The organism is Timaviella obliquedivisa GSE-PSE-MK23-08B, assembly GCA_019358855.1.
GTDB lineage: Bacteria > Cyanobacteriota > Cyanobacteriia > Elainellales > Elainellaceae > Timaviella > Timaviella obliquedivisa.
The window spans coordinates 1-12,830 of the sequence record JAHHII010000009.1 but is presented as its reverse complement, the minus strand read 5'-3'; the positions used below and the strand labels follow the sequence as shown (position 1 = coordinate 12,830).

General features: G+C 48.7%; 15 protein-coding genes. 6 read left to right on the top strand and 9 right to left on the bottom strand.

Annotation, left to right across the window (positions count from 1 at the left end; all coding sequences use genetic code 11):
* Nucleotides 1–66: 66 nt before the first annotated feature.
* Nucleotides 67–543, top strand: coding sequence for a hypothetical protein (locus KME11_15885; GenBank protein ID MBW4516689.1), 477 nt, complete (start codon nucleotides 67–69; stop codon nucleotides 541–543).
* Between the two features lie 9 nt (nucleotides 544–552).
* On the opposite strand, the gene KME11_15880 is transcribed toward KME11_15885, so the two are convergent.
* A complete protein-coding gene (locus KME11_15880; GenBank protein MBW4516688.1) occupies nucleotides 553–1,467 on the bottom strand; it encodes an NAD(P)-dependent oxidoreductase in 915 nt (304 codons plus the stop codon).
* A gap of 105 nt (nucleotides 1,468–1,572) precedes the next feature.
* Between KME11_15880 and KME11_15875 the strand changes: the two genes are divergently transcribed.
* The gene (locus KME11_15875; GenBank protein MBW4516687.1) at nucleotides 1,573–2,664 is read left to right on the top strand and encodes an SH3 domain-containing protein; all 1,092 of its coding nucleotides are present in this window, start codon (nucleotides 1,573–1,575) and stop codon (nucleotides 2,662–2,664) included.
* 110 nt (nucleotides 2,665–2,774) lie between these two features.
* Here KME11_15875 and KME11_15870 read toward each other — a convergent pair whose 3' ends face one another.
* Nucleotides 2,775–2,972, bottom strand: coding sequence for a hypothetical protein (locus KME11_15870; GenBank protein MBW4516686.1), 198 nt, complete (start codon nucleotides 2,970–2,972; stop codon nucleotides 2,775–2,777).
* A 147-nt stretch (nucleotides 2,973–3,119) separates the two neighbouring features.
* Nucleotides 3,120–4,208, bottom strand: a complete 1,089-nt coding sequence (ald, locus tag KME11_15865; protein ID MBW4516685.1) for an alanine dehydrogenase — start codon at nucleotides 4,206–4,208, stop codon at nucleotides 3,120–3,122.
* Nucleotides 4,209–4,551: 343 nt separating this feature from the next.
* Here ald and KME11_15860 point away from each other — a divergent pair, with 343 nt between their 5' ends.
* The 3 genes from KME11_15860 (at nucleotide 4,552) to nei (ending at nucleotide 7,549) form a co-directional block, all read left to right on the top strand.
* Entirely contained in the window at nucleotides 4,552–5,703 is a 1,152-nt protein-coding gene (locus KME11_15860) for a succinate--CoA ligase subunit beta (protein ID MBW4516684.1), read from the top strand.
* A gap of 68 nt (nucleotides 5,704–5,771) precedes the next feature.
* Nucleotides 5,772–6,677, top strand: a complete 906-nt coding sequence (locus KME11_15855; protein MBW4516683.1) for a CoA-binding protein — start codon at nucleotides 5,772–5,774, stop codon at nucleotides 6,675–6,677.
* Between the two features lie 50 nt (nucleotides 6,678–6,727).
* Nucleotides 6,728–7,549: an endonuclease VIII gene (gene nei / locus KME11_15850; GenBank protein MBW4516682.1), complete on the top strand. Its 822-nt coding sequence runs from the start codon at nucleotides 6,728–6,730 to the stop codon at nucleotides 7,547–7,549.
* A gap of 23 nt (nucleotides 7,550–7,572) precedes the next feature.
* On the opposite strand, the gene KME11_15845 is transcribed toward nei, so the two are convergent.
* Both KME11_15845 and KME11_15840 read right to left on the bottom strand, forming a co-directional pair.
* Nucleotides 7,573–7,986, bottom strand: coding sequence for an HNH endonuclease (locus tag KME11_15845; protein MBW4516681.1), 414 nt, complete (start codon nucleotides 7,984–7,986; stop codon nucleotides 7,573–7,575).
* Nucleotides 7,987–7,988: 2 nt separating this feature from the next.
* Nucleotides 7,989–8,354 (bottom strand): hypothetical protein, encoded by a 366-nt coding sequence (locus KME11_15840; GenBank protein ID MBW4516680.1) that lies wholly within the window; start codon nucleotides 8,352–8,354, stop codon nucleotides 7,989–7,991.
* Nucleotides 8,355–8,495: 141 nt separating this feature from the next.
* Here KME11_15840 and KME11_15835 point away from each other — a divergent pair, with 141 nt between their 5' ends.
* Nucleotides 8,496–9,887 (top strand): aminopeptidase P family protein, encoded by a 1,392-nt coding sequence (locus KME11_15835; GenBank protein ID MBW4516679.1) that lies wholly within the window; start codon nucleotides 8,496–8,498, stop codon nucleotides 9,885–9,887.
* A 6-nt stretch (nucleotides 9,888–9,893) separates the two neighbouring features.
* Here KME11_15835 and KME11_15830 read toward each other — a convergent pair whose 3' ends face one another.
* The 4 genes from KME11_15830 to KME11_15815 all read right to left on the bottom strand — a co-directional run.
* Complete coding sequence (locus KME11_15830) at nucleotides 9,894–10,793, bottom strand: ROK family protein (protein ID MBW4516678.1); 900 nt, start codon at nucleotides 10,791–10,793, stop codon at nucleotides 9,894–9,896.
* A complete protein-coding gene (locus KME11_15825; protein ID MBW4516677.1) occupies nucleotides 10,793–11,677 on the bottom strand; it encodes an ABC transporter permease in 885 nt (294 codons plus the stop codon). The genes KME11_15830 and KME11_15825 overlap by 1 nt, the downstream gene beginning before the upstream one ends.
* 159 nt (nucleotides 11,678–11,836) lie before the next feature.
* Nucleotides 11,837–12,481, bottom strand: a complete 645-nt coding sequence (locus KME11_15820; protein MBW4516676.1) for a nitroreductase family protein — start codon at nucleotides 12,479–12,481, stop codon at nucleotides 11,837–11,839.
* Nucleotides 12,482–12,741: 260 nt separating this feature from the next.
* A partial coding sequence (locus tag KME11_15815; GenBank protein MBW4516675.1) for a transposase occupies nucleotides 12,742–12,830 on the bottom strand: 89 nt, incomplete at its 5' end.

Sequence of the window (12,830 nt, the reverse complement as noted above, 5' to 3'; positions counted from 1 at the left end):
TGTTCGGCTTTAGAAGGGTACGAGGATTGTTATAGTAGATGGGATGATTTTCAGCCTCGGCTTTCCATGACACAGCCTCTGCCAAAGCTTCTCAATGAAGCCCTTTCTCTTGCCCTTGCCCAAAGTGTAAAAAGTAAGGCAAAAACCCCGTTTGACAATGCCTATCGTGCTGCTCTGGCAACCGAAGGAGCAACCTATGTTCAGGGTTTCCTAGTTTTTGCGGGGCAGCCCTACAAGCCCTTAGAACATGCTTGGATTGAGAGTCAAGACGAAGTTCTGGATCCTTCTTTGCCGTACCTGAAGCAAAAGCCTGAGGGGCTACATTACTTTGCAGCGCAGAGTTTGAGCGTGAAAAAATTGAAGGCGATCGTGGAAGAGGCAAGGGAAGACTATCCAGAAGACGACCCGCTGCCGACTTATGGCTCATCGCCCTATGAGTATTACGGCAATGTGATGCTAGGTGGCAAAGAGTATCAGGCAGCTTTCAAGGCAGCAGAGGCAAAGTGTCAAGAACTGAACCAGAAGCAGGCAGAGAACAATTAAGGAGTTCCTTTAATTTAGTAACTCCCTCAACTCTTCTCGCATCGATCGCGGCGCATATCCCAAGCTATATGCTACGGAACTATCCAACGAAGCATTGGGAGGACGAGGCGCAGACATTTTTACATCGGCTTGACGGCAAGCGTTTAATTTTGGGCTTTCAATCTGCAAAATATCTGCTAACAGCAGCCCCATTTCATAGCGTGATAGCTGCTCCTTGCCGCCCAAGTGCAAATAGCCTGTGACCTGTTTTTCTAATGCCATTAAAATGCCTTGTGCGGCGGCTGTGCCGCTGACTGGGTTGCGAATTTCGTCAGTGAATAAGTTAAGCGGCTGTCCTGACTTAAGGGCTTCGATAAAGGGCTGGATGAAGCTAGGACGGGGGGCAACTCCATACATCAGCGGCATTCGACAGATGGTGGCGGCGGGGTGTCGTTCTAAAATGCCAACTTCGGCAGCAACTTTTTGTTCGCCATAATGGTTGATGGGACAGACGCGATCGGTTTCACGGTAGGGCGGGTTTAAGCCGTTGAAAACTTGTTCTGAGGAAGTAAACAGGTAAGGAATTTGGGCAGCAGCGCTAAGTTCTGCGAGGTGCCATGAGGCGTGGACGTTAACAGCGGAGGATGGGATGGGATTTTCTTGGCAAGCGTTAGGACTTGAGATGGCTGCGGTGTGGATGACCGCATCGGGCTTGAGAATTTGAAATTGGGTTTTGAGTGCCGTGAGGTCAGTTAGATCGAGTGGGATGGATAGGATTTGGGGGAGGGCAGCCTCTTGCGGATGACTTGAGGCGACCCCTTGCGGGTATTTCGCCGCGATCGCCTGATGATGATAGATGCCATAAACCTGCCCGATTGCTTGGGCAAGCCGACAAAGATGCCAGCCCAAGAATCCGCTGGCACCAGTAACTAAAAGTTTTTTCATTTGTTTTGAAATTGCAGATCCAAATCTGAAAACATGTTCTATCCTTATCCTGACGTTTAGCTGATAGTATCCTCACTTTTTTATTCGCTGACAGAGACAATCCCTATGGCAACTAGAAATTCGCACACCCGTCCACGGCTTGCCACAAAGCTTCTGCTTCCCGCTGCTTTAGGGATAATGCTGCTGGCAGCTTGTAGCTCGATGACTCAGCCTTCAGCAAAAGCACCTGCTAAGACGACAGGAGCAACCGAGGAAAAGAAGGCAGATGGAGCGTTAACGTTCCCTCAGGCAACTTGCGGTGAGGAAGCTTCAACGCCGAGTGAGAACTGGTACCCGGTCTTTATTGATGGGGCGGAACTGACTGCAATTCGCAGCCAATATTGTGGCAACGCTATTAGCGAAGTACGCAGCAAAACGGGTGCGCCCACCGTTCAAGTTGCAAGCTTCACCAGCTATGAGAAGGCGAAGAAGTTTGCCGCAGCGGTTGGGGGCGAGGTAGATGTAGTGGGAAGTTCACCTGGAGCTAAGCCGGGCAGTAGCCAAGCTAACAGCCCTAGCTCAGAGGAATTGACAACAGGCAAAACTGCTACGCTTGCTTCTGCTGAAACGGGTTCGCCTATCAATATTCGTCAAAGCGCCAGTACTGATGCTTCGGTACTGGAAGTCGCGTATTCAGGTGATGCTATTAAAGTTGCTTCTAAAACCCAGGGCACTGATGGTTACACTTGGTACAAAGTTGAGTTGGATTCTGGGTCATCGGGTTGGGTACGCAGTGACTTGATTACTACAAGTACAGCCAGCGCCAACCCTACCCGCACTGCTGCTAGAGATACAACTTCGTCCACAACCTCATCTACGACCGACGCAGCATCGACTACAATCGCCTCTGCGCCCGCTTCAACTTCTAGTTCTTCAACAACGGCGGCTTCTACTCCATCGACTGGCTCAACGGCGACAACCCGTTCTACAAATGCCTCCAGTGAACGCACGGCAACGATTACTAGCAATGATCCTGACTCGCCAATTAATGTTCGATCGGGGGCAGGAACTGATGCAGAAGTGCAAGACGTTGCCTATGGTGGCGATCGTATTCAAATTACTGATAGCCAACAAGGTGATGATGGGCAAACTTGGTACCAGGTAGAGTTTGAATCGGGTGCATCGGGATGGGTACGGAGCGACTTTATCGATAATTAGGGGCTTTTCCCTAATGTAATTTCTCTTCAAAACTAAAAGAGGCATGATCAGCGACCGTGCCTCTTTTGGTTTTTTGATGTTTAATACATTGATACTTGTAACGCCTGCCTTTAATAGCTATCTTCCCCAGGAACTTGATCTTCAACATCAGGGATTTTTTGTTCCAGCGCTGCCGTCCGAATTGCAAGCCATTGATTGAACAACTCACTATTGTTAAAGTCGCTGAGGTCACTGTTTCGATAGCGCTGAAGTGCCTGTTCTAGCTCTTGGGGAGTGGTAGGAATTGAAGCCGAAGTTTGGTCTGCCATGGCTTAGTCTCCGTAAAATCGTTAGTTTGAAGCTGATTGCCTTGAATCTTCACTGCCTTGGAACTATCTACATAATGGTAAAGAAATATCAAAGCTTTCGCGTAGGCATTCTTATATTTCTTAACTGTAACAAGCAATACAAAACATCTAGTTTGCCAAGTCTGTAAACACTTCACGGATCGTCGGATGAACAATTTTGTGGTCTTGGATAGTTAAGCCTTTTCCTAAAGCTTCGCTTGATATTAATGCAGTTAAACCTTGATTTGCAAGTCTTTGAACATAGGGAAAAGTGCTGTTGTTAAGAGCTTGGGTCGCTGTCCAGGGTACGGCTCCAGGCATATTAGGTACGCCATAGTGAACGACTCCGGCTTCGATATAGGTGGGTTGGGTATGGGAGGTGGGACGTAGCGTTTCAATGCAGCCGCCCTGATCCACGGCAACATCTACCAGCACGGAGCCAGGACGCATTGTTTCGACGAGGGCACGAGGGACGAGGGTAGGCGCTTTGCGACCGGGAACGAGAACTGCCCCAATTAAAAGGTCGGCTTCTGGGACGATCGCCTCAATTTGTAAGGTACTGCTGTAAAGTAGCTCAACTCGTGAGCCAAACAGCGTTTCTAAGTAATCCAAGCGCTCTACGCTAATATCAACAATTTGGACTTGTGCACCTAGACCCACCGCCATTTTTGCAGCTTCGGTGCCCACTACGCCGCCGCCCAAAATCACGACCTTTCCAGGTCTTACCCCAGGTACGCCGCCTAACAGCACCCCTCGTCCCCCTTGCTGACGCTCTAAGAAACGCGCTCCAAATTGCACCGAGAGCCGCCCAGCGATGATACTCATGGGGGCAAGGAGGGGGAGGCTACGGTTTGGAAGCTCTACTGTTTCGTAAGCGATCGCCGTTACCCCAGAATTCATTAAATGTTCTGTTAAATCCCGATTGGCTGCCAAATGAAGATAAGTAAATAAAATTTGTTCCTTCTGAAGTAAAGAGTACTCAGATGCCAAAGGTTCTTTGACCTTGACTACCAAATCTCGGTTCCAAGCTGAAGGAGCATCGGCAACGATTTTGGCTCCTGCTTGAATATAGTCGGCATCAGAGAAGCCCGCTCCAATGCCTGCTTCTGTTTCGACTGCTACAGTATGTCCGCTATCCGAGAGCGATCGCACACTTGTCGGACTTAGCCCAACCCGAAATTCTTGGTCTTTGGTTTCTTTTGGCACACCAATTTCCATGGACTACCTCGATGATTCTGTGATTGGGAATGACGGGCAAATAATGCTCCGCTTCTCTATATTTACCCTAAAAAATCTCTCTCAATCGGTTAGCAATGAGCAGCGTGATTTTGGGCTAACTGAGATTCTGTCTCTCATTGAGACGATCTGTAGGAAATGGCGCAGATGAAAGCTCAACCCTACGAGGTTAGCGCTCTCATAGCAATCTTCGATAGACTGCATCTTTTGTTGCAATCAATATTTCAAATAACAGCTACGCTTAAAGATTATCTCTTGACCTTCTCTTAACCTGTATCTTTTAGTCTATTCAATTCAGGGTTATTTCCCTTGACAATATAAAATTATGGACTTGTTAGAGTATCAAGCAAAGGATTTATTCCACCAGATGGGCATTCCGGTATTGCCATCGCAGCGCATTGCCCACCCCCGAGATTTGAAGGGGCTGAAAATTTCATACCCGGTTGTACTGAAGTCACAGGTACGTACAGGGGGGCGGAGTAAGGCGGGTGGTATAAAATTTGTCGAAAATACGATTGATGCGGTGGCGGCAGCACAAGCCATTTTCCACCTGCCAATTATGGGGTGCTATCCTGAAGTACTCCTAGCGGAAGCGAAATACAATCCCGATCGCGAGTTTTATTTGGCAATTATGCTAGATAGCTCAACCCGTCGTCCGCTGATGCTGGGGTCACGGCAGGGCGGGGTTGATGTGGAATCGAAGTTAGAGCATATGCAGCAGGTTGTGGTTGATCAGGAATTCTCGTCGTTTTATGCTCGGCGCTTGGCGTTGAAAATGGGGCTAGAAGGCGAGTTAATTCAATCGGTGAGTTCGGTCATAGAAAAGATGTACAACCTATTTATTCAGCAAGACCTCGATCTCATTGAAATTAATCCACTTGCTGTGAGTACAACGGGTGAGCTAATGGCGCTAGATGGTAGGGTTGTCGCGGAGGATGCGGCGTTGGGACGGCGATCGAACATTGCGGCATTCATTGCCACCATCCCTGATACCGCTCCATCTAACCTATCTGGAGATGGGAAAACCAAATTAACCTCTGACCTCAAGCGGGTTCAACTAGAGGGGAACATTGGCGTTTTGTGTAATGGGGCGGGTCTGATGATGGCAACGCTAGATCTGATTCAGAGCGCCAAGGGTAAAACCGCCAGCTTTGTTGATATTGGCGGTGAATATCGCTATAACTGCCCGCCTGAGACGCTACAAGAACGGTTGCAGCAAGGCTTAGACCTCATTCTTGCTGATAAAACCGTCAAGGCGGTACTGGTTAATGTTTTGGGGAGCGTTATTTCTTGCCGTCAGGTGGCGGAGGGGATGACCTTTTATTTACGAAATCGCAAAAATACGCCGCCCATTGTCGTGAGGCTAGTTGGCGATCGCCTTGAGCAAGCTGCCGAACTACTGGCGAAAAGCAAAATTCCGATGACGGATAGCTTAGAAGATGCGATCGCTAAAACCGTTATCCTATCGCAGTCCTAGCTTCCGACTGATCTAAACTTACTGATCTAAACTTCTCGCTGATTGAACTTCCTCCTAATTTAATTTCCATGCTTTTCACGTCTGATAGCAAAGTAATTGTACAAGGCATTAAAGAGCCGCTGGGTTCGGTTTATGCGCCGCTCATGCAAGATTATGGCACCCAGGTTGTGGCTGGGATAAGTCCGGGGCACGCGGGTGAGTCCTTAGAGGGCATTCCCATCTTCGATATGGTGGAACAGGCACTGGCAACTGTTGCGGCAGATATTAGTGTGATTTTTGTGCCGCCTTACGAAGTGTTAGATGCTGCATTAGAGGCGATCGCAGCGGGTATTCGACAGCTTATTTTAATCACCGAAGGCGTGCCCCCTCTAGATATTGTTCATCTGTTGCGTAAAGCTGAAGCAACAGAAACCTTGGTGGTGGGCCCTAGTTGCCCAGGGGTAATTGTGCCTGGGAAGATTTTATTAGGCACTCATCCAGCGGCGCTTTATCGATCGGGAACGGTAGGGGTTGTTAGCCGCAGCGGTAGCCTGACCTATGAGGTTGCGCATGAGCTAACCAAAGCAGGTTTAGGGCAGTCGTTAGTCGTGAGTATTGGCGGCGATCGCATTCCGGGTTCTTCTTTTCAGCAATGGCTGCAAATTTTGGAAGAAGACGACCAGACAGAAATGATTGTCTTGGTAGGCGAGATTGGTGGTGATAGCGAAGAAGCCGCGGCTCGGTACATTACAGAACAAATTGATAAACCTGTCATTGCTTATATCGCCGGACGGACGACTCCCAAAGGTCAGGCAATTGGTCATGCTGGAGCGATTATTGCGGCACGGATGGCAGGCATGGGGACAGAAGTAGGGACAGCAGAAAGCAAGTTGGCGGCATTTAAGCAAGCCAAGATTCCGGTCGCCTCTAGTCCCTGGCAAATTCCAGAACTAGTGCATCAGGTGCTTCAAGCACAGCAGGCGCAACAGGCGTAAAAGCTGTCAGGTGTAAAATTTTATAGTGATTCATAGTTTGTTTGACACCAATGCCCGAAGGCCCTGAAATCAAACGTGCCGCCGATGCGATCGCCAAAGCGGTGATTCCACATCCGGTGACTTCTATTTTTTTTGCTTTTAATCATCTCAAGCCATTTGAGCAGGTTTTTGAGGGTCGAGAAATTGTTGGCGTTAAACCCCAAGGGAAAGCCCTGCTGATTCGGTTTGACAACGACCTTAGTATCTACAGCCATAATCAGCTATATGGCAAGTGGATGATTCGCGCTGCTCAGAATTATCCAAAAACGGGACGGCAGTTAAGGCTGGCAATTCACAATGAGAAGAAGTCGGCGTTACTGTACAGCGCATCAGATATTACGGTGCTGGACGATGTGGCGATCGCGACTCATCCGTTTTTAAGTAAGCTGGGGCTGGACGTGCTTGATCCAGCTACGACAGTCGCCCAAATTATCGAACGATTTCAGGATAAGCGGTTCTACCGTCGGGGCTTCCCAACACTGTTGCTAGATCAGCATTTTTTATGCGGGCTGGGCAACTATTTACGGAGCGAAGTCTTGTTTGTGGCACGGGTGCATCCGGCATTGCGTCCGGTGGATTGTTCGACAGAGCAGATCGAAAAGTTGGCAGCGGGGGCGATCGCAGTGACGTATCAGTCTTACAAATTTAATGGGATCACGAATGATTTACAGTTAGCAAGTCAATTGAAGCAGGCGGGAAAGCGGCGACGGGATTATCGGCATTATGTGTTTGGGCGGCAGGGACAGCCTTGCTTTATTTGTGGAATGGCGATCGTGAAAGAAGAAATGGGAGGAAGGCGGATGTATTATTGCCCGAACTGTCAGAGAAAGTAGCGGCTCTAATCGATTGGTGGATGCTACCCCACCTTCACCCAATAGCTACGAACTTCTATTGCGTCAGGATCATCAGCAAGGTGAAGTGTTACGACCGTCGCTCGACCTATAGGCGATCGTCCAATGATTCTCAGTCCCTCTTGAGTCCATTGAAAATGCTCAAACCAAGATTGAGTTCGAGGATTAAACAGTTTCACCGTTACGCCTGTTTCTGGATCAATTCCTTCCCTTTTGTCGCTTTTATAACGATTGCAGATGGGGCAAGCTAACCACAAATTTGATTCATTCTTAGAACCTCCCTTGGACACTGGAGTAATGTGATCAATCTCTAATCGAGCCATTACAAGGTGTTGCGGGCTAAGACAGTATCCGCAATGGTTACGAGCATCTTTACGGACACGCCATTCAACATCGGCTGGAATATATACCCGCGCCATCGTTACGATGCAAGAGGAGGTTTTAGACCCTTTTCTACAGCGACTTTCAAGGCGCGTGCCTTATGCACTAGCCCACGTCGATAAATTTTCATAAGCTGATCGAGATGATCGAGTTCAGTTGGACTAATTTGTCCCTCTTGATTTTGGGCTAGGAGGTCGCTGAGTCGCTCTTGTTGTTCTGGCTCCATGTGAAGATCGCACAAGGTCAAAATCTGCTCATCCGGTAATGATTCAATTGGAAGTTCGGTTACGGCTCGATCAATCCACTCAAGCAAAACGTCTTCTAGCCGCCGATGAGTCAATGAAGCAATTTGTCTGGCTTGTTGCGCCAGTGCCTCTGAAAGTTCAAGGGTGACAATTTCAGCCATGGTATTCAAAGATTTATTAGGCTCTCATTGTAACGCTATAGCGTTAAGTTGAATTGGCTCAATGTCCCACTTAATCAGGATCATAATGGTCTAAGCAGAACTGATCTAAAGTTAAATTAACTGACCTTTGCTCTAGCAGACATGCCTCTTCAAATCGCATCTTCTCCAAATTTCTCCGTCCCAAGTCTAGCTGAAACGCTCCGCCAACGCCGCCAAAAGCTTGCCCAGCACATTAATAGTCCTGTTCTTCTATGGTCGGGGCAGACGAGTTCTCGCAATTTTCCGGCGAATGTGTTTCCGTACCGTGCCAATAGTCACTTTCTGTACTTTGCAGGGTTGCCGCTGTTGAATGCTGCGATTCGTCTGGAAGCAGGACGCATGACGCTGTTTATGGATGATGCAACGCCCGCCAGTATTCTATGGCATGGAGATAGTCCTAAACGAGAAGAAATTGCGGTGCAAATTGGGGCAGATGAAGCGTTGCCGTTGAAGGAGTTGAAAGCGTACGGGGCGGCGACTTTACCTGTTCAAGATGCTGCAACGCGATCGCACCAGTCAGAAATGTTAGGGCGATCGTTACAAGATTTATCAGGAATCGATCGGGAGTTGGCAAAAGCGATCGTCCAAATTCGCTTAGTTCATGATGCCGGGGCGATCGATCAAATTCGCCAAGCAGCGGCTGTTACTGTGCAAGCGCATAAAGTCGGAATGGTAGCAACTGCTTCTGCCAAAAACGAAGCGCACGTGCGTGCCGCCATGGAAAGCGCCATTATGGGGCACAACATGACCTGCGCTTATAACAGCATTGTTACCGTACAGGGCGAAGTTTTGCACAATAACCATTATCACCAGGCGATTCAACCGGGTAATTTGTTGCTAGCAGATGTTGGGGCAGAGACAGAATCAGGCTGGGCTTCAGATGTAACGCGGACTTGGGCGGTATCGGGACAGTTTTCGCCTACGCAGCGGGCTATTTATGAGATCGTGTTAACTGCCCATGATTTATGTATTGGAGCGGCTCGTCCTGGTATGGAGTATAAGGATTTGCACTTGATGGCGTGTGAGGCGATCGCGGCTGGCTTGGTTGAGGTGGGCATTTTGCGAGGACAGCCTGAAGACCTGGTTGCAATGGATGCCCACGCGCTGTTTTTTCCTCACGGAGTTGGGCATATTTTGGGGCTAGATGTGCATGATATGGAAGACTTGGGAGACTTGGCGGGATATGAAGCAGGGCGAGTGAGAAGCGATCGCTTTGGGCTGGGATATCTTCGCCTCGATCGTCCTTTGCGGGCTGGAATGGTCGTTACTATCGAACCAGGCTTTTATCAAGTCCCCGCAATTTTGCAAGACTTGGAACGTCGGGAGCAATACAAAAAGGCTGTGAATTGGGAACGCCTTGAAGCATTCGCAGATGTACGTGGTATTCGCATCGAAGACGATGTGTTGATTACTGAAACAGGGAACGAAGTATTAACGGCAGAGCTACCAACAAAATTAGAGGCGATCGAAGAATTAGTGGGTTCTCAATCCTAAAAAAAATTATGAGCCTAAGTGCCTGAATCTATCCCATGCTAGCTTTGCAGCCCCTACCATACCTGCCTGATTTCCCAACTCAGCCCGTAACAGCTTCACATCTAGCCGCGAATATGCCACAACTCGCCGCTCAATTTCCAGCCAAGCAGCAGGAAAGAAAAACTCATAGCTCTGACACACTCCTCCCCCAATGATCACAGCCTCTGGTGTCAACACATAAATTAAACTAGCAATTCCAGTTCCCAATTCGCGTCCATAGCTTTGCCAAAATGCGATCGCTTCTTGATTGCCTTGCGTTGCTCTTCTGCCTAACTCTTCTGCGTCTAAGCCTGTTCGCCGCCGAATTGCCCGCACCGATACATGCTGCTCTAATGACCCATGATTGCCACTATTGCATTCAGCCCCATCAGGATTCAGCGTAATCAAACCTAGCTCTCCGGCCGTGCCCGCCCGCCCTACAAACAGATTGCCATTTAAAATAACTGCACCGCCTACCCCTGTTCCCAAGGTCAGCATCACCAAATTCTTGAACGGTTGCCCTGCACCAACCCAATATTCGCCTAGTCCCGCGCAATTCGCATCATTTCCAATCACTGTCGGTTTGCCCGTCTTTGCTTCTAGCCAGTCTGCTAACGGAATATTGATCCAACCGCCCAAGTTAATCGCATAGATAGCGATCCGTCCCGCAGCATCAGCAGGTCCCGGTGTGCCCACCCCGATCGCCACCACTGTTAGAGCATTAAGCTGAGCGATCGCCCTTACCATTGCTGCCAAAACTGCTTCAGGCTGGGGCGGTTGGGGGGTCGGAATTGTGAGAGATTGAGAGCAATTTCCCTGGCGATCGAACCGACCTAATTTAATAGCTGTTCCACCCAAGTCAATGCCGATAACTTCTTCAATTCCCATTAATTATCCCCTTGTGACAAAGGATTAATTAATTCGTTTAAGCCTTCACCTATTAGAGATAACCCAACCACCAACAAGGTTAGCGCTAATCCTGGAAACAAAGCTGTCCACCAAATTCCGGTGGGTAGGGCATCAAGAGCCTGACGTAAATCCATTCCCCATTCTGGTGTTTGTTCAGGCAAGCCTAAGCCCAAGAAGCCTAAACCGCCCAAGACCAGAACTGCATCAGCTGCATTGAGCGTGAATAGAACTGGAACGCTTTGAATAACGTTGAAGAACAGATACTTGGACAAAACACGCCACGTTGAAGCACCCATCGATCGCGCGGCTTCAATGAATAGTTCTGTTTTAATGCTGACGGTATGATTGCGAACCACTCGATAATACTGAGGAACGTAGGCAATACTGAGGGCGATCGCTGCATTAAACACTCCTTTCCCCACTACAAACGCCAACGTTACCGACAACAATAATCCTGGTAGAGTATAGATTGTATCCATCAAAAACAACAGAACTTTATCTAACTTACCGCCCAAATAACCACTGACTAATCCTAACGGTACGCCCACAACCAGGCTCATTGCCGTCGCTACCAGCACCACCTGCAAGGCTGCTTGACTGCCAAACAACGTCCGCGAAAACACGTCGTATCCTTGGCGGCTTGTGCCAAACCAGTGCTGGGCAGAAGGTGGTTGATGGGGCGTATTGGCTAGGGCTTCAATGGGACTTTGCAAAACTCCCCAAGATTGCAGCATCGGCGAGAACAGGGCAGCTACTACAAATAATGAGGTGAGCAATATCCCCGCCCCCATCATTTGAATGGAAAGGCGAGGATAGTGAGAGAGGGGCTGGAGTCCAAGAAATCGAGGGCGGGTGACTGTCATTGGGCAAGTAAACGCAGTGGGCAAAGCAAGGTAGTGAGCAAATCAATAAGAACTTTAACCCCGATATTGTCGCTTATTTCTGCCCTACCAGTTCACCCGTTTTTGAACGCGATCGCGCTCCCTCTTAATTCTTCCGTCAGCAATCACTTAACGAGTGCTTTAGCCTGCATAAGGGGTTCCAAACTTGTCTTGAAAAACATTGTATGAGAGCGGTAACCGACCTGGATTTTTCCGGGGTTCAGCGGCGTAGCCAACTGGGACAAGAAGCGCGATCGCCATTTCTGGCTTGTCTTCTAGCCCGATGACTGCTTTAACTTTCTCTTCTATCCAACCGTTCATTGGGCAAGTTGATAGTCCTAAACTTTCTGCTGCCAGCATTAAATGGGTAGCGGCAATCAACGCATCCTTAATCCCGTACTCGCGGGCTTTATCGCCCACGCTGGAGTAGAACTGCGGAATTGCAGTTTTGAAATAATTGACTGTTGCCTCTGACCAAGCGCCCGTTTCTAATCCTTGTTCATAAACTGGAGTTAAATCTCCCGTTCCGACCGAAAGATCGGTGGCAAACACAAACGTGACGGGAGCCTGCACGATTTGCGCTTGTCCCCAAGCGGCCTCGGCTAAGGCGGCTTTTTGGGCAGTATCTTGCACCAAAATAATACGCCATGCCTGAATGTTGTAGCTGCTAGGGGCAGCGACGGTCAGTTCAACCAATTGCTTGAGCAGTTCAGGGGCGATCGCATCAGACTTAAAGGTTTTAATCGAACGACGTTGCGCGATCGCGGTGGGCACATCAAGAGGCATGGGCTGATCTCCTAATTTGTTTTGCTAAGACTTGAATGATGGTTCAACAATCGCTGTTACTCAGGCAATTGATACTTAGGAGTTGCAATTAAATAACACCCTGAATCGCCCCCTAAATCCCCCATTCTGGGGGACTTCCGAACCTTTCAAAGTCCCCCAGAATGGGGGATTTAGGGGGCTGAAAAGTCAATGCGTCTCACTAGGTTTTATTTTCACGCAACTCCTTAGAGGATGTTTGAAAAGTTATGGCAAGTCAGATTTTACGCCAATCGCCTCACCATAATCCGGATCATCGCCAGATAGATCAGAGTCTCTGAGGTCTGCGGAAGGTGTTCATAATCTTTGTTCA